Source organism: Pseudomonas sp. SW-3 (assembly GCF_016615645.1).
Taxonomy (GTDB): Bacteria; Pseudomonadota; Gammaproteobacteria; order Pseudomonadales; family Pseudomonadaceae; genus Aquipseudomonas; species Aquipseudomonas mandelii.
The window spans coordinates 6,460,024-6,475,995 of the sequence record NZ_CP067098.1; the positions used below are offsets into that span (position 1 = coordinate 6,460,024).

14 protein-coding genes are annotated in these 15,972 nt (G+C 60.4%); 7 read left to right on the top strand and 7 right to left on the bottom strand.

The window, feature by feature from the left end; genetic code table 11:
- Positions 1-56: 56 nt before the first annotated feature.
- The gene (locus JIO00_RS29335; protein WP_010465376.1) at positions 57-2,930 is read right to left on the bottom strand and encodes an EAL domain-containing protein; all 2,874 of its coding nucleotides are present in this window, start codon (positions 2,928-2,930) and stop codon (positions 57-59) included.
- Positions 2,931-3,188: 258 nt separating this feature from the next.
- Here JIO00_RS29335 and uvrD point away from each other — a divergent pair, with 258 nt between their 5' ends.
- The 3 genes from uvrD (at position 3,189) to JIO00_RS29350 (ending at position 7,100) form a co-directional block, all read left to right on the top strand.
- Positions 3,189-5,372 carry a DNA helicase II gene (gene uvrD, locus JIO00_RS29340; protein ID WP_200667317.1) on the top strand — a complete coding sequence of 728 codons (2,184 nt, stop codon included), beginning with the start codon at positions 3,189-3,191 and terminating at the stop codon, positions 5,370-5,372.
- A 311-nt stretch (positions 5,373-5,683) separates the two neighbouring features.
- Positions 5,684-6,556 (top strand): Tim44 domain-containing protein, encoded by an 873-nt coding sequence (locus tag JIO00_RS29345; RefSeq protein WP_010465378.1) that lies wholly within the window; start codon positions 5,684-5,686, stop codon positions 6,554-6,556.
- A gap of 136 nt (positions 6,557-6,692) precedes the next feature.
- Positions 6,693-7,100, top strand: coding sequence for an SMI1/KNR4 family protein (locus JIO00_RS29350; RefSeq protein ID WP_010465379.1), 408 nt, complete (start codon positions 6,693-6,695; stop codon positions 7,098-7,100).
- 21 nt (positions 7,101-7,121) lie between these two features.
- Here JIO00_RS29350 and JIO00_RS29355 read toward each other — a convergent pair whose 3' ends face one another.
- Entirely contained in the window at positions 7,122-8,885 is a 1,764-nt protein-coding gene (locus JIO00_RS29355; RefSeq protein ID WP_010465380.1) for a cation:proton antiporter, read from the bottom strand.
- A 203-nt stretch (positions 8,886-9,088) separates the two neighbouring features.
- Here JIO00_RS29355 and JIO00_RS29360 point away from each other — a divergent pair, with 203 nt between their 5' ends.
- On the top strand, positions 9,089-9,571 hold the full coding sequence (locus tag JIO00_RS29360; RefSeq protein ID WP_010465381.1) for an acyl-CoA thioesterase: 483 nt from the start codon (positions 9,089-9,091) through the stop codon (positions 9,569-9,571).
- A gap of 51 nt (positions 9,572-9,622) precedes the next feature.
- Here the strand turns inward: JIO00_RS29360 and pdxY are convergent, their stop codons facing one another.
- Positions 9,623-10,495 (bottom strand): pyridoxal kinase PdxY, encoded by an 873-nt coding sequence (pdxY, locus tag JIO00_RS29365; RefSeq protein WP_200667318.1) that lies wholly within the window; start codon positions 10,493-10,495, stop codon positions 9,623-9,625.
- 118 nt (positions 10,496-10,613) lie between these two features.
- Here pdxY and JIO00_RS29370 point away from each other — a divergent pair, with 118 nt between their 5' ends.
- Positions 10,614-11,027 carry a DUF3301 domain-containing protein gene (locus JIO00_RS29370; RefSeq protein WP_010465383.1) on the top strand — a complete coding sequence of 138 codons (414 nt, stop codon included), beginning with the start codon at positions 10,614-10,616 and terminating at the stop codon, positions 11,025-11,027.
- Here the strand turns inward: JIO00_RS29370 and JIO00_RS29375 are convergent.
- Positions 11,024-11,989, bottom strand: coding sequence for a CobW family GTP-binding protein (locus JIO00_RS29375; RefSeq protein WP_083375427.1), 966 nt, complete (start codon positions 11,987-11,989; stop codon positions 11,024-11,026). The genes JIO00_RS29370 and JIO00_RS29375 overlap by 4 nt on opposite strands.
- 27 nt (positions 11,990-12,016) lie before the next feature.
- On the opposite strand from JIO00_RS29375, the gene JIO00_RS29380 reads away from it, so the two are divergent.
- Positions 12,017-12,373 carry an NADH:ubiquinone oxidoreductase gene (locus tag JIO00_RS29380; protein WP_172791950.1) on the top strand — a complete coding sequence of 119 codons (357 nt, stop codon included), beginning with the start codon at positions 12,017-12,019 and terminating at the stop codon, positions 12,371-12,373.
- Here the strand turns inward: JIO00_RS29380 and JIO00_RS29385 are convergent.
- Positions 12,370-13,020, bottom strand: coding sequence for a DUF1826 domain-containing protein (locus JIO00_RS29385; RefSeq protein ID WP_200667320.1), 651 nt, complete (start codon positions 13,018-13,020; stop codon positions 12,370-12,372). The genes JIO00_RS29380 and JIO00_RS29385 overlap by 4 nt on opposite strands.
- A complete protein-coding gene (gene zigA, locus JIO00_RS29390; protein ID WP_200667322.1) occupies positions 13,020-14,228 on the bottom strand; it encodes a zinc metallochaperone GTPase ZigA in 1,209 nt (402 codons plus the stop codon). Before zigA ends, JIO00_RS29385 begins: the two co-directional genes overlap by 1 nt.
- A gap of 143 nt (positions 14,229-14,371) precedes the next feature.
- Between zigA and JIO00_RS29395 the strand changes: the two genes are divergently transcribed.
- Positions 14,372-14,749, top strand: coding sequence for a hypothetical protein (locus JIO00_RS29395; protein WP_010465388.1), 378 nt, complete (start codon positions 14,372-14,374; stop codon positions 14,747-14,749).
- Here JIO00_RS29395 and JIO00_RS29400 read toward each other — a convergent pair.
- A complete protein-coding gene (locus JIO00_RS29400; protein WP_200667324.1) occupies positions 14,746-15,942 on the bottom strand; it encodes an N-acetylmuramoyl-L-alanine amidase in 1,197 nt (398 codons plus the stop codon). The two genes, JIO00_RS29395 and JIO00_RS29400, sit on opposite strands and share 4 nt — an antisense overlap.
- Positions 15,943-15,972: the final 30 nt, after the last annotated feature.

The window sequence follows — 15,972 nt, forward strand, 5'->3', positions numbered from 1 at the left end:
TGCTCAATGCGTAACTCGATGTCCCCATTCCACGCCACATACGCTTGATGTAGCACTTACAAGGGTTTTGCGTCCTCACCTAAAAGCGCCGCCAGGTCATCGGCCTCGACTGGACGGCTGATCAGGTAACCCTGCACTTCATCGCAGCGCTCGGCTTTCAAGAATTCCAGCTGCTCTGCGCGCTCCACACCTTCAGCCACCACTTTCAGCGACAAGCCATGCGCCATGGCGATGATCGCCCGGGTGATCGCTGCGTCCTCGCTGCCCTGCCCCAGACCGCGGATAAACGCCTGATCGATCTTCACGTAATCCACGGGAATGCGCTTGAGATAACTCAGGGACGAATAGCCCGTGCCGAAATCGTCGATCGCCAGTTTCACGCCCAGATCCCGCAGCTGCTGGAACGTCGCGATGATGTGCTCGACGCTGTCCAGCAACTGGCTTTCGGTGAGTTCGAGCTCCAGGTAGTGCGGCGCCAGGCCGGTTTCTTCCAGTACCTGCCGCACCAGGCTGACCAACTTGCCCTGGCGCAATTGATGCACCGACAAATTGACCGACACGCGAATCGGCTCAAGCCCCTGCCGTTGCCATTCGCAGGCCTGCCAACAGGCTTGGCGCAACACGAACTCGCCGATCGGACCGATCAGCCCGGTTTCCTCCGCCAGACCGATAAATTCAGCGGGCGGCACACGCCCCATGGTCGGATGATCCCAGCGCACCAACGCTTCGGCAGCGTTCAGGCGCCCGGTGGCGAGGCAAAGTTTCGGCTGGTAATAGACTTGCAGCTGCTTCTCTTCGATCGCTTTGCGCAGCTGATTTTCAAGCTGCAATCGCTCAAGGGTGCTGGCCTGCAAGCTCTCGGTGTAGAACTGGAAGTTGTTGCCGCCCAAGTGTTTGGCGTGCTGCATGGCAATGTTCGACTGGCTGACCAGCGCGGAAATTTCCCTGGCGGTGTCCGGCAACATGCTGATGCCCATCGAGGCGCTGACCACCAGTTCATGGCCATCGACGGTGATCGGCAAACGCAGTTTGGTCGACAATCGGGTCGCCACGCGCGCCAGGCTCGACAGGTTGCCGTAGGCATCGAATATCACCGCAAATTCGTCACCGGAAAGCCGCGCGATGGTGTCCGCCTCGGGCAATGCGTTGACCAGCCGCCGGGCCATTTTCTGCAGCAACTGGTCAGCGACTTCATGGCCAAGGCTGTCATTGAGCAGCTTGAAACGATCCAGGTTGATATGCAGCAGCGCCAGGCTGCGACGCCCACCCTGACGCACCCGCTGATGAGCCTCGCGCAGCCGTTCACGGAACAGCGAACGGTTGGCCAGGCCCGTGAGTTCATCGTAATGGGTCAGATAGCGCATGCGCTCTTCGGATTCCCGTCGAGCGGATAGATCGGCGAAGAAGCCGACAATATGGCTCACCTTTCCCCGAGCATCCCGAACAGCGTTGAGTTGCAGCCACTGTGGATAGAGCTCGCCGTTTTTGCGGGTTTCCACCAGCTCGCCCTGCCACGTGCCGTGCTGTTCCAGCGCATGATGGATCGCGCCGTAGTGCCTGCGCGCATCGCGGCTGCACGGCAACTCGACGACGTTGCGCCCGATCATGTCGTCGATGTCGTAGCCGGTGACCCGGCTGAAAGCCTGATTGACCGCGATCAGCGCGTAATTGGGGTCGAAAATCACGATGCCTTCGCTGGCCGCCTCAAACACCGTCGCCGCCAGTTGGCGCTGTTCTTCCTGGCCCTTGCTCGCGCTGATGTCGCGGCGGGTGCCGACCATGCGGATCACCCGACCATTTTCGCTGCGCTCGACCGCTCGTCCACGGTCCTCGATCCAGACCCAGTGACCGTCGCCGTGCCGCACCCGGTATTCGATCTGGTAATCCTCGCTGCGGCCTTTCAAATGCTCGACCAGGGCACGACGCAGCGACGGCAAGTCTTCGGGGTGAAGGCGAGGCTTGAGGTGGCTGAGCATCGCGGTGACGAATTCCGGTTCCAGGCCGAACAACTCTTGAAGTTGGGTGTGATGGACTTCGTCAGTTTGCAGGTTCCAGTCCCACAGCCCGAGTTCACTGGCCTTCAACGCCAGCGCCAGTCGCGCTTCGCTCTTGCTCAGGGCCTGGTTGGCCGCGTCCAGTTCGAGGCTGCGCTGGGCGACCCGGTTTTCCAGCTCGACCTGGGCTTCGCGCAACTTGTCTTCGGCGCACCGGCGATGATCAATCTCTTTAGCCAACTCGTGATTGAGCTGGTCGCCGCAGCTCTGCGCCTGCTGCAGATGCTCGATCAGGGCCTGATTCTGAAAGCGCCGTAGCAAGCCGCTGTCGATCAACCTGTTGACCTGCCAGGCCACCACGCTCAACGCGCCCAATAAAATCAGCCCGAACCAGCCCCAACCCTGGCCTTGTTCATCTCCACCCCAGAAGAGATAGGCGATGGCCGGCAACAGGCAGGGCAAGGTAAAGGACAGGAATGCCGGCAGGCTGACCGCATACGCAACGCTGGCCGACAGGGCGGCGGCGCCGATCAGGCCGAATACCCAGGCTTGCTGCATGAAATTATCAGCGGGAACCAGAGCGATGCCGGCACCGGCCAGGGTCAGGCCTGTCATGGCGGAGCCCAGCAGGAACATGCGACGCCAGACCGGATGGGCCTGGCGATTGGGAATGGCCGAATCGAAGGCCGCGACTTGAATCACCCGCAGGGCCACCAGCGATAGAAGCCAGATCAGCCAGACGCTGACGATGAAGTAGCGCTGCGGACTCCAGAGCAGTGCGGCACAGACCAGCCCGTTGATCAGCATGAACAGCGTAGGCAGCAGCGAGCCCTGGTAGAGCAGGCGCGTGCGCTCGACCGCCATTTCCATGGCGTACTGTTTGCGGATAACCCGGGGCTCCACAGAAGGGCCCGACAGGTCGGAGCTGAGGGTCATAGGCAATGTTCTTGTTCTTATAATGGTGAGCATGAGCCCGAAACGTGGACGGAGCATACACAAGCCGATGCCCTTACCAAACTGCCCCGGATCATAAAATCGACAAAATTTCAGCCCCCCGCCGCCGCCTCAAAACCCTTGGAGCGAGCCCCGCCAACGCTTGCAGCCAGTGACTGACCGGTCGTCATTCGTGCTTCTTTCATCGGCTAATGCAAAGCTCGGTTTGCCCGGTGTGACGGCGCACCCTAGAATGCCCCGATGCGCGATGATCTCTCCCTTCTGCTGAACTCCCTCAACGATGCCCAACGCCAGGCCGTAGCTGCCTCCGTGGGTCGTCAGTTGGTCCTGGCCGGTGCTGGTTCCGGTAAAACCCGAGTGCTAGTGCACCGTATCGCCTGGTTGATCCAGGTCGAGAACGCCTCGCCCCACTCGATCCTGTCGGTGACCTTCACCAATAAGGCCGCTGCCGAGATGCGTCATCGCATCGAGCAGCTGATGGGTATCAACCCGGCCGGCATGTGGGTCGGCACCTTCCACGGCCTGGCGCACCGCTTGCTGCGGGCGCACTGGCAGGAAGCCGGCCTGAGCCAGACCTTCCAGATTCTCGACAGCGACGACCAGCAACGGCTGGTCAAGCGGGTGATCCGCGAGCTGGGGCTGGACGAGCAACGCTGGCCGGCCCGCCAGGCTCAGTGGTTTATCAACGGGCAGAAAGACGAAGGTCTGCGCCCACAACACATTCAAGCCAGCGGCGACCTGTTCCTGGCCACCATGCGCAGCATTTATGAGGCCTACGAGGCCGCTTGCCTGCGCGCCGGTGTTATCGACTTCTCCGAATTGCTGCTGCGTGCCCTCGACCTGTGGCGCGATCACCCGGGCCTGCTGGCCCATTACCAGAAGCGCTTCCGGCACATTCTGGTGGACGAGTTCCAGGACACCAACGCCGTTCAGTACGCCTGGTTGCGTCTGCTGGCCAAGGGCGGCGACAGTTTGATGGTGGTGGGCGACGACGATCAGTCGATCTACGGCTGGCGCGGCGCGAAAATCGAGAACATTTATCAGTATTCCGACGATTTCCCGGATGCCGAGACCATTCGTCTGGAGCAAAACTACCGCTCCACCGCCGGGATTCTCAAGGCTGCCAACGCCCTGATCGCCAACAACACCGGGCGCATGGGTAAAGAACTGTGGACCGATGGCGGCGAAGGCGAAGCGATCAATCTGTACGCCGCGTTCAACGAGCACGACGAAGCACGTTACGTGGTGGAAACCATCGAAAGCGCGCTGAAAACCGGCTTGGTCCGTAGCGATATCGCGATTTTGTACCGCTCCAACGCCCAATCGCGCGTTTTGGAAGAAGCGTTACTGCGCGAGCGCATTCCGTACCGCATCTATGGTGGGCAGCGCTTCTTCGAGCGCGCCGAAATCAAGAACGCCATGGCCTACCTGCGTTTGCTGGAAGGTCGCGGCAACGATGCGGCGCTGGAGCGGGTCATCAACGTTCCGGCCCGTGGCATCGGCGAGAAAACCGTTGAAGCGATTCGCGACCATGCGCGCCACAGTGACGTATCGATGTGGGAAGCCATGCGCTTGCTGGTCGCCAATAAAGGCCTGACCGGGCGTGCCGCTGGCGCGCTCGGCGCATTTATCGAGCTGATCGAGAACCTTGCCGCCAAGTGCATGGAAATGCCGCTGCACCTGATGACCCAGACGGTTATCGAACAGTCGGGGCTGATTGCCTACCACGAAGCGGAAAAAGGCGAGAAAGGCCAGGCCCGGGTAGAGAACCTTGAGGAACTGGTCAGCGCCGCGCGCAACTTCGAAAACGCTGAAGAAGATGAAGACCTGACGCCATTGGCGGCGTTCCTCGGCCACGCGTCGCTGGAGGCCGGTGATACCCAGGCCGACGAGCACGAAGACAGCATTCAGCTGATGACCTTGCACAGCGCCAAGGGCCTGGAATTCCCTTACGTGTTCCTCGTGGGCATGGAAGAAGGCCTGTTCCCGCACAAGATGAGCCTGGAAGAGCCGGGGCGTCTTGAAGAGGAGCGCCGTCTGGCTTACGTCGGCATTACGCGGGCGATGCAGAACCTGGTGATGACCTACGCGGAAACCCGACGCCTGTACGGCAGCGAGACCTACAACAAGGTGTCGCGTTTCGTGCGAGAAGTGCCGAAAGGCCTGATCCAGGAGGTGCGGCTGTCCAACAGCGTCAGCCGTCCGTTCGGCGGTGGTCAGCAACAGAGCTCCAGCAGCCTGTTTGGCGGCAGCGAGATTCCGGACACCGGGTTCAGCCTCGGTCAGGCCGTGCGGCATTCTGTGTTTGGCGACGGCGTGATCCTGAACTTCGAGGGCGCCGGAGCCCAGGCCCGGGTGCAGGTGAACTTCAGCGAAGGCAGCAAGTGGCTGATGCTCGGTTACGCCAAGCTGGAAGCTATTTAGGCGCCTATGATCGTTCCCACGCTCGGCGTGGGAATGCATCTCGTGACGCTCCGCATCACAGTGGACGCAGAGCGTCCATGGCGGCGTTACCACCCAGAGCGTGGGAACGATCTATCTGCGCCGCGCCCGCTACGGGCATTCCTACAGAACTTATCTCCTCGTCCTACAGACCAAAGTTAACAGGCCCTATTGCGCTGACCGAAGCTGAACGCAACCTGTCAGGCAAAAGCCAGAAACACTCTGCCGCTAGCCAGTAACACTTCAGCTGTGCAACATGGCGCGCGTGCCATCCACAAATGGGAATTCCCTTTATGAAACGTTTTCTTAGCATCGCCATGGCGTTGTGCATCGGCCTGACGATGAGCCTCGACGCCAACGCCAAGCGCTTTGGTGGCGGCAAGAGCTCCGGCGCTGCGCCGACTCACCAGACCAGCCAAATGGCTCCTTCTTCTGCCGCCGGTGGTGCTGCTGCCACTGCGGGCGCGGCCGGTGCCGCTGGCGCTGCCGCCAAGGCCGGCGGAGCTTCGCGCTGGCTCGGCCCTCTGGCCGGCATCGCTGCCGGTGGCCTGCTGGCCTCCATGTTCATGGGCGACGGCTTCCAGGGCATGCAGATCTTCGACATCCTGATCATGGCTGTCATTGCGTTCCTGATCTTCCGCTTCATCGCCGCTCGTCGTCGCAAGCAACAGGAGCACCTGGCTCCAGCTGGCGCACCGATGCAACGTGAAGTGTTCGAGCAGAAGCCAGCCGGCATGGGTTCGATCTTCGGCGGCTCGGCGGCACCTGCTGCCGCTCGTCCGGTAATCAACGCGCCAGCCTGGTTCAATGAACAGAACTTCATTGAAGCGGCCCGCAACCACTTCCAGTCCCTGCAGCAACACTGGGACTCCAACGAAATGGACAAGATCGCCGAGTTCGTGACCCCGCAATTGCTGGAGTTCCTGAAGCGTGAACGTGCCGACCTCGGCGAAGGTTTCCAGTCCACCTACATTGATAACCTCAATGTTCAACTGGACGGCGTGGATGATCGTGCCGACAAGACCATCGCCACCCTGACCTTTACCGGTGTGTCGAAGACTTCGCGTTTCGACCAGGGCGAAGTGTTCAGCGAAAGCTGGAACATGGAACGTCCGCAGGGCGAAAACCAGCCTTGGCTGGTGGCCGGTATCCGCCAGAACGGCTGATCCCCTCCGCGTTACGCATGCTGTAATAGAAACCCCGGCCTCGGCCGGGGTTTTCTATTTCGCAGTTGCATCTGTAGCGAGCTACTGTATAAACCGCCCCAACTAAACCGCGCCATCAAGCAAGAGGATCCCGGACGTGGAAGAAATCATCGAACAACTGCGTGAAGCCAACGAACCGGTACCGGTCCCCTTGGAGTTGCCTGACGAAGACCAGATCGTGGAAATCGAGGAACAACTGTTCATCGACATTCCCTTCGTCTTCAGAGAGTTTTTGCTGACTGTCAGCGACGTTGTCTACGGCAGCCTGGAGCCGGTGACCGTCACAGACCCGCAATCCCACACCTACCTGCCAGACGTTGCTGCCAACGCCTGGGATGCGGGTGTTGATCGCAGCATGATCCCGATTTGCCAGGACGGCGACAATTACTACTTGGTCGAAGAAGACGGCACCGTGGTGCTGTGGTTGGCCGAAGAAGAGCTGGTCGCCGAAGAAACCTGGGAATCGGTGTGGCACTGGGCGCGGGACGTCTGGCTGGAAAGCTGAGTCGTCTGACGCGCCGCGTGGTCAATGCCCGGACGACTCCTTGTGGTTGTCCAGTGTTTCGAGCAACGCCACCTGCATCCGCGTGTGCACGCGGATGAACCAGCGCCAGAGCAGTGCTGCCACCCCGGCGGCCACCACGACGATCAGTACCAGCAACTTGTTGGTCGGCAAAATACTGGCCGACAAGGCTGCCAGCAGCAGGAAGATCACCAGCAGCGAGAGGATCGGGATCACTTCGGCGATCACCCGGCGCACTCGCTGCGTGTGGCGCCCTGCCATCTCCGGCTTCACGCCCATCTCCGCCAACAGCATCGACAGCGCCTTGAGCTTACGATAAGCGGCGATCAGAAACGGCAGCGACAACAGCAACGCCCCGCCCCAGATCAACGCTTTCTGCCAGCTCGGATCGCTGATCCACGCTTGCAGGTACACGGACATGCGTTCGGCGAAATACGCGCCGGAAAAAAAGATCGCAATCACCAGCGCCAGATTGACCCCGACCTGCAACAGAATCCGCCGGATCATCGACGCCAGCAGCGCGCCCTCGCCCTGAGGCTGAATGCTGCGCAGCCACTCGCCGTACATCCCCAACACTCGCGCCAGCCGCTGCGGCATCACCGCAGCAAGCTTGATCGACAGCGGATCAGCCGCGCGGATCAGATACGGTGTCAGCAACGTGGTAATCACCGAGACTGCCACGGCGACCGGGTAGAGGAAGTTGCTGGTGACCTGCAGCGTCATGCCCAGCGCAGCGATGATGAAGGAGAATTCGCCAATCTGCGAAAGCCCCATCCCTACACGCAGTGAGGTGCGTCCGTCATTGCCGGCGATAAAGGCCCCGAGGCCGCAGGAAAGCATTTTGCCGAGCACAACGGCCACGGTAATCACTGCGATTGGCCAGGCGTATTGCAGCAGGATCATCGGATCGAGCATCAACCCGATCGCCACAAAGAAGATTGCACTGAACAGGTCGCGAACCGGCTCGATCAAGCGCTCGATCTTCAGCAATTGCCGTGACTCGGCCATGATCGCCCCAATCAGGAACGCGCCCAGGACCATGCTGTATTCGAGCTTGACCACCAGCAGGCAGAAGCCGAAACACAGGCCCAGCACAGTGATCAGCAGCATTTCATTGCTTTCGAACTTCGCCACATAGGCCAGTAATCGCGGCACCAGCAAGATGCCAATGACCAGTGCCACGATCATGAACAGCGAGAGCTTGCCCACCGTGGAAAACACTTCGCCAGAACTGACCGTGCCGCTGACCGCGATGCTCGACAGCAAGGCAATGATGCCGATACCGAGGATGTCCTCGACAATCAGCACACCGAAGATCAGCTGGGCAAAGCGCTCGTTCTTCATCTTCAGGTCGTTGAGCGCCTTGACGATGATGGTGGTCGAGGAAATCGCCAGGATCGCGCCGAGGAACAGCGAATCCATGGTGTTCCAGTCAAACCATTGGCCGATTTCGTAGCCGATCCAGATCATCAGCACGATTTCGAGGAACGCCGCGATGAATGCTGTGGCACCGACCTTGAACAGCTTGCGCAGGCTGAACTCCAGGCCCAGGCAGAACATCAGGAAAATCACCCCGAGTTCCGCGAGGGTCTTGATGGTTTCTTCGTCATGGATCAGGCCGAACGGCGGCGTGTGCGGACCGATGATGAAGCCGGCGACGATATAACCCAGCACCACCGGCTGTTTGAAGCGGTGGAACAGCACCGTCACCACCCCTGCGACCAACATGATCACTGCCAGATCCTGAATAAAACTGATGGCATGCATGGTGTCGGGCTCCTTGAGGTGGACGTCCGGAGGTTAACACCGGGACTTCCGCCAGAAAGGCGGTGCAATATATGGAAACAGATCGATCCGGCGTGACGGCGAGCAGCCGCCCGGCGTCCCGATAACTGTGGTTTGAAAAAAACCGACCAGGCACCCGCAGAGGTGCCGCCCTCCGCCATTCTGCCTTGACCCGTGAGAACGCTATGGAACCCGGAAACGCCCAGCTGTCGATGACGGTATTGATGACCCCTGACATGGCCAACTTCTCTGGCAATGTTCACGGCGGTACCCTGCTCAAATACCTCGACGAAGTGGCCTACGCCTGCGCCAGCCGTTACGCCGGTCGCTACGTGGTGACCTTGTCGGTGGACCAGGTGATTTTCCGCGAGCCGATTCATGTCGGTGAACTGGTGACCTTCCTGGCCTCGGTCAATTACACCGGCAACACTTCCATGGAAGTGGGCATCAAGGTGGTGACCGAAAACATCCGTGAGCGCTCGGTTCGCCACACCAACAGCTGCTTCTTCACCATGGTGGCAGTGGATGACGACCGCAAACCGGCTGCCGTACCGCCGCTGCAACCGCAGAACAGCGAAGACAAGCGCCGCTTCATGCAGGCTCAGCAACGCCGGCAGATTCGTCAGGAACTGGAAAAGCGGTATCAGGAAATCAAGGGCGATGCCTGACGTGTTCGGGGTTTAGATCGCTTTCGCGGGCAAGTCTTGCCCGCGAAGCTTTTAAAGGCTGATGGCAGTCGCTTCGAACTTCACCCGCGGATGCGCAATCCGGTCCTGCGCCCGCACCAGTTCCAGCTCATAGCTGGCACACGCCTGGGTTTCCAGCAGCACTTCATGCACCGCCGCCGCCGTGAACTCGAAGGCCGCCAACAGGCTGTCGCCTAACAGCACACGCGCCAGGAACAGCCCCGACGTCAAGTCACCAACACCCACCGGCTGACGCGGAAACGCCAGCAACGGACGACGCAGGTGCCAGCTGCCGTCAGCCGTTACCAACAACATCTCGAAGCCATCCGCCGGCTTTCCGGGATAGTCCAGATGCTTGACCAACACCGCCTTCGGTCCGCGCGCCAACAGGGCGCGTGCCATCGCCAGGCAATCGAACAGCGACTGCGGCTTGCGCCCCGAGAAACTGTCCAGCTCCAATTGGTTCGGGCACATGAAGTCCGCCACCGAAGCCGCCTCTTCCAGCAGGAAATCGCTGACTTCGGCCGGCACGCTGCAGCCCTTCTCCGGATGGCCCATTACCGGGTCGCACAAATACAGCGCCTTGGGGTTCATCGACTTGATCCGCGCCACACCCGTCAGGATCGCCCGGCCCTGAGCCGCACTGCCGAGATACCCGGACAGCACCGCATCGCAATTGCCCAGCTCGCCAATCGCCGCGATCCCTTCAACCAGATCGGGGATCTGGTGCGGTGCCAGCACCTCACCGGTCCACTGGCCGTATTGGGTGTGGTTGGAGAACTGCACGGTGTTGAGTGGCCAGACATTCACCCCGACCCGCTGCATCGGGAAAACCGCGGCGCTGTTGCCAGCGTGGCCGAACACCACGTGGGACTGGATGGCGAGCAGATGGGGCGTACGTTTCATGCGGTGAGTTCCGTAAAACGATTGAAATTCGAGCCGCGCAGTATGCGACGAAACACGGCCTGTACGACAGACCGGCGACGCAGTTAAGCTGGCACTATCTTGTTGGAGCAATTTGCTGATGCTGACCCTCGGAAATATCTTCGTGCTGATGCTGCTCGCCACTGGCGGCGCATGGCTGTGGCACAACCACGGCTTGCGCGAGCGCGCGCTGGAAAGGGTCAAGCTGCATTGCACCAAGCTCGGGATCGAGTTGCTGGACGGTAACGTGGCGCTGAAAAAGATCGCGTTCATCAAAGACGCCAACGACCGGCGGCGCCTGGCTCGTGTGTATAACTTCGAGTTCACCGTGACCGGCGAAACCCGCCACAACGGCACCATCACCCAGTTCGGCGCCCACAGTGCGCAAATCGAACTGGCGCCTTACCCAATGCCGTTCGACGACACGCCTGCTGTGGTCGACGTGGAGAAGCCTCGCGCGGAAGTGATCGAGCTGAGCCAGTGGCGGCAAGAACACACCAAGTGGCGTCCTTAACCGGTCCGACAGTCGGCCAACGCTTTTTGCAGTGAAGCCACTTCCTGCGGCTCACCGAAAATCAATTCGATCCTCGAATCCTGGCGCCATTCGCTCTGTTGCCATTCCAACGGCGAGTTATCCAGCGCATTCGCTGATACCCAACCGTCGACGCTGTGGATAACCAGCTTCGCCCGTCGCCAGGCAAAGCTTTCAAGCCACTGGCCAACGCGAGCCGCATCGAAGGTCTGAGTCGGATGCCACCGCCAACCGACGCTCCAGCCGCCGTCCTGCGCCTGACTCAAGCAAATCGGCAGCGCAGGATCGGTCCATATGGCCGGCATCTGCGCCAATCCCTTGGGCACGATAAAGTTATCCACACCCGCCTCCGCCTGAACGCCAAGGCCCGGTAATTCGTTCAACGGCAGGCGCGCTTGCTGCGTCCAGTACAAAGGACGAGCAGGCAGCTGCGCGGCGATTCGCTGGCGATCATTGACGTCGAGACCTTCCGCCTTGTTCAGCACCAACAAACCGGCACTGCTCAACGCCTCCTGTTGCGCCTCGGGCAATGGTTTGCCAGCGGCGAGCGCCTGGGCATCCAAAACCAGTACACAAGGTTGTACCGCCAGTACGCCTTGCCACGGCGCTTCACTCAATTGCTTGAGCAACTGCGCCGGGTGGCCCAACCCTGATGGCTCGATGAACAGCCGATCCGGCCGCGCCTTGCGCAGCAACCGCCCGAGGCCGATCTGAAACGGCGCACCGTTCACGCAACACAAACAGCCCCCGGCCACTTCCCCCAGTGCGATACCATCGGCGTCCCGGGTCAGCAGCGCGGCATCGAGGCCGATCTGGCCGAACTCATTGATCAGCACCGCCCAGCGCTCGCTCGCTGGCCGCTGCGCCAGCAGGTGCTTGATCAAACTGGTCTTGCCCGCGCCCAATGGGCCGGCAATGACGTGAGTGGGAATGTTCTGCAACATGGTCGATGTTTTCTGAGGAGGTAATGGATGCGGTTGATGGAATTGTCGTTGCTGTTGGCGCTCTGTTCCGGTGAGGCGCTGGCCCAGGCTTGCGTGGTACATAGCACAGCCGAACGACTTGACGTGAAAGTCTGCCAGCAGAACCGCAACATCCCGCAAAAGCTCTTCGCCGACGGATTCTGCCAGCCGAACCTTCCCGGGCAGAACGTCGACGTGCAATACGTCGACCAATGTCCCACGGGCGCGTTCGGCGTGTGCAGCAACGCCCAAGTCGCCAATATGCCTTACCGACAGGATATTCACTATTACGGCGTAGCCACCGATGCGGCGTATCTGAAGCCGTTTTGCGAAGGCCAGAGCCAGGGCAACTGGCTCAAGCCTTAGGCCAGCCAATCCAGGGTCAGGATCAAACGGCGTTCGCCCGACGCGAGTTGCGGCGAACGGTGGATCAGACCGAATCCTTCGTTGCCGTGCCATTTCTCGCCTTTCAGCAGTGCCACTTCACCGCTGACGATCTGCTCGATCAGCGAATGCTGCGTGGGCTCGGCACCAGGCTGGCCCAGTTGCCGGCGATCCATCACCCCTTCTTTCAGCCACTGACTGCCCGCTCCGGAATACGTCGTGATTAACCGCACCGGCACATGATCGACGTGAAAACGCGGGCACATGGCCTTGTCCAGAACGCGCACACGCAGGCCGATGCGCTTGGCGCCCAACAGACAAGCGAATGCGCTGACCAGCCAGGACACGTCGGCAATGAAACCGGCATAGCCTTCGAGATCGCGGAAACCGGATGCCAATTCATGCAGATCGGGCTCGGTGTCTTCGTTGGGTAACTCCAGGACCAGCGACTCGGCCAGTGGCTCGTTCAGGGACAGCAACAAGCACCCGAAATCACTGATGTGCGCCGGGAGCTGGCGCTGCCAGATCGCCAGATTTACCCCGTCTTCAAGAATTCGGGTCAGGGTTTGCGGCGTTTCACCTTGAACCTGATGAACGACCGGCCGCAGCTTCAGACTGAGCGCCAGCATCAGGCGGCAACCTCTTCGTCCCAAGGGCCGAACGGATCTGACAGCAAACGCCAGCCTTCGATACCCAAGGCCATTTCATCATCGCTCAGCAGGCAATTGTCGAGTTCGGCGGTGAGTTGCGCAAAGTCGATGTTCTGACCGATAAACACCAACTCCTGACGGCAATCGCCGGTGTCTGCCGTCCAGTTTTCCATGATCCCGGCCGTGCTTTCTTCGTCCTGCGGCCACTGGGTTTTCGGCACGAAGCGCCACCAGCGCCCGGCGAAACCATGGCGCATCAAGCCACCGGCCTGGGACCAGCTACCCGCGTCCATATGCTTGCTGGCCAGCCAGAAAAAGCCTTTGGAGCGCAACAGTTTGCCGTTCACCCACGGTCGATCGATGAAGCTGAAAAAACGTTGCGGATGAAACGGTCGGCGAGCTCGGTAAGCCGTCGAGGCGATGCCGTACTCCTCGGTTTCCGGCACGTGTTCGCCGCGTAACTCCTGCAGCCAGCCTGGCGCTTGAGCCGCCTTTTCAAAGTCGAAACGCCCGGTGTTGAGGATTTCCTTCAGGGGGACTTCACCCATGACCATCGGGATGATGTGCGCCTGAGCGTTGAGGCGTTCAAGAATCGCGATCAGCTCCTCACGTTCGTGGCGGCTGATCAAATCGATCTTGCTGATGAGGATCACGTCGGCGAATTCGATCTGCTCGATCAGCAGGTCGGTGATCGAGCGCTCGTCCTCCTCGCCCAATGTTTCACCACGGGAAGCGAGGCTTTCGGCCGCCTGATAGTCGAGCAGGAAGTTCATGCCATCGACCACCGTGACCATGGTGTCGAGCCGCGCGATGTCGGCCAGGCTCTGCCCCTCTTCATCACGGAAAGTGAACGTTTCGGCCACGGGCAACGGCTCGGAGATGCCGGTGGATTCGATCAACAGGTAATCGAAACGCCCATCCCTGGCGAGCTTGCTGACTTCTTCGAGCAGGTCTTCGCGCAAGGTGCAGCAAATGCAGCCATTGCTCATCTCCACGAGTTTTTCTTCGGCGCGGTTCAGGCTGACGTCGCGCTGGACTTCGCTGCCATCGATGTTGATCTCGCTCATATCGTTGACGATTACCGCGACTCGCAGGTTCTCGCGATTACGCAACACGTAATTGAGCAGCGTGCTTTTACCGGCGCCGAGAAAGCCGGACAGGACGGTCACGGGGAGACGATTGGGCATCAGGATTTCCTCACAGAGATGCCCGATCGCAGTGTCGGGCTGATTTCAATGTTATAGTATAACAATGCAATCAAGCCAGTCTGCTCTTGCCCTTCACGATAAAGGGTACGATGTTGAAACCCGCCCACGCCGTGAGAATTCCCATGCGCATTGCCCTGAAATCAGCGCTGGTTACCTTTTCGCTGTTGCTCGCCATAGACGCCCGGGCTCAGATCCCGAACCTGGCCACATGCACCCGAAGCGCCAATTTGCTCGCCTGCGTGGATGCCGATGGCAATGCCTATAGCGTCAACACCGTTGGCAGCACGATCTACTTGCGCGGTTTCGAAAGGGTAGGCAAACGCTATTGGGCGCAGACCAACAGCCGTTACGGTCAGCTCACGTTTTTCACCGGCATCGCCTCCGACGGCGAAGCCTGGGTCGGTTACAACCGGCGAGTCGGCTGGACTACGATCAACCGTTTCTCCAGCTCGGGCGGCAGTAGCGCCAGGTTCACCTGTAGCAGGATCAGCGGCTGCTAGGCCTGCGCTTTTTTCTGTTGCTGTTGCCAGGCGATGTAGCTGTCGAGCGGCGGGTTCTTCTGAAAATAGCGCTGCAATCCTTCGAATAATCCATCAGCCACAGCCTGCTGATGGCGGGCGGTTACCAGTCGCTGACTATCGCGAGCGTTGGAAATGAAGCCGGTTTCCACCAGGATCGATGGCACGTCCGGCGACTTCAGCACCGCGAATCCCGCTTGTTCCACACGCTTCTGATGCAGCGAGGTGATGGCCGCCAGACTGCCGAGCACGGTGCTGCCCAGCTGCAAGCTCGCGGCGATAGTGGCATTCATCGACATGTCGAGAATCACCCCGGCGAGCATTGGGTCCTTGTCCTTGAGATTGAGCAGACTGGTGGCGCCCAACAAGTCCGCGCCGTTCTCCCGCTGCGCCATGAAACGCGCCGTGGCCGAGGTGGCGCCGCCCTCCGACAAGCAATACACCGACGCGCCTGAAGCGGTGAGACGCGGCGCCGCGTCCGCATGCACCGAGATGAAGATATCGGCGTTGTGCTTGCGGGCAATCTCGACACGTTTACGCAGCGGAACGAAGAAGTCGTCGTTGCGCACCAACTTCACGTCGAAGCCCTTCTCGCGTTTCAACCGCTTGGCCAATAGCTGGGCGATGGACAGGACGACGTCTTTCTCTCGCTCCCCTTTGGCGCCCACTGCACCGGGGTCTTTGCCGCCGTGACCGGGGTCGACCACCACGATGATGTCGCGCCTGGGGTGAGCCTTGTCGCCCCTCGCCTGGGTCGCCTCGGCGATGTTGAGCGGCGCTGATGGCTTCAGATCGAGGACCAGCCGGTCGCCTTGGCCATCCTGCGGCGGCAGCAGAAAGCTGTTGAGCTGAACCGGGCCGCTGAGGTCGAGGACGATCCGCGTATCGACCTGACCAAAACGCCCGGACCGGATCGAACGAATGACCGTATTGCCAAGCGCCAGTTGGCTGAAGTCACCGCTGAGGCTGGCACCACGCAGGTCAACAATCAGCCGCTCGGGAGTGCTTAGCGAGAAGGTTTTGTACTGCACCGGCCCGCTCAAATCGAACACCAGACGCAGCTTGTCATCCGATCGCCAGAGCCGCGCGTTGCGAATCTGCGTGGCCGAAACACCAAAGGGCAACGCGAAGGCCGCGCAGGCCAGCATCCAGTTGAGCAAGTGACGTCGGTGCATGTTGGAAGCCGCTCGTGAAAAAGGCATGGT

Coding starts and splice junctions, on each gene's coding strand:
- JIO00_RS29380 (WP_172791950.1), top strand. CDS start 12,017: ATGCGGTTGATGGAATTGTCGTTGCTGTTGGCGCTCTGTTCCGGTGAG.
- JIO00_RS29345 (WP_010465378.1), top strand. CDS start 5,684: ATGAAACGTTTTCTTAGCATCGCCATGGCGTTGTGCATCGGCCTGACG.
- JIO00_RS29400 (WP_200667324.1), bottom strand. CDS start 15,942: ATGCACCGACGTCACTTGCTCAACTGGATGCTGGCCTGCGCGGCCTTC.
- JIO00_RS29335 (WP_010465376.1), bottom strand. CDS start 2,930: ATGACCCTCAGCTCCGACCTGTCGGGCCCTTCTGTGGAGCCCCGGGTT.
- JIO00_RS29375 (WP_083375427.1), bottom strand. CDS start 11,989: ATGTTGCAGAACATTCCCACTCACGTCATTGCCGGCCCATTGGGCGCG.
- uvrD (WP_200667317.1), top strand. CDS start 3,189: ATGCGCGATGATCTCTCCCTTCTGCTGAACTCCCTCAACGATGCCCAA.
- JIO00_RS29360 (WP_010465381.1), top strand. CDS start 9,089: ATGGAACCCGGAAACGCCCAGCTGTCGATGACGGTATTGATGACCCCT.
- JIO00_RS29370 (WP_010465383.1), top strand. CDS start 10,614: ATGCTGACCCTCGGAAATATCTTCGTGCTGATGCTGCTCGCCACTGGC.
- JIO00_RS29355 (WP_010465380.1), bottom strand. CDS start 8,885: ATGCATGCCATCAGTTTTATTCAGGATCTGGCAGTGATCATGTTGGTC.
- zigA (WP_200667322.1), bottom strand. CDS start 14,228: ATGCCCAATCGTCTCCCCGTGACCGTCCTGTCCGGCTTTCTCGGCGCC.
- JIO00_RS29385 (WP_200667320.1), bottom strand. CDS start 13,020: ATGCTGGCGCTCAGTCTGAAGCTGCGGCCGGTCGTTCATCAGGTTCAA.
- JIO00_RS29395 (WP_010465388.1), top strand. CDS start 14,372: ATGCGCATTGCCCTGAAATCAGCGCTGGTTACCTTTTCGCTGTTGCTC.
- pdxY (WP_200667318.1), bottom strand. CDS start 10,495: ATGAAACGTACGCCCCATCTGCTCGCCATCCAGTCCCACGTGGTGTTC.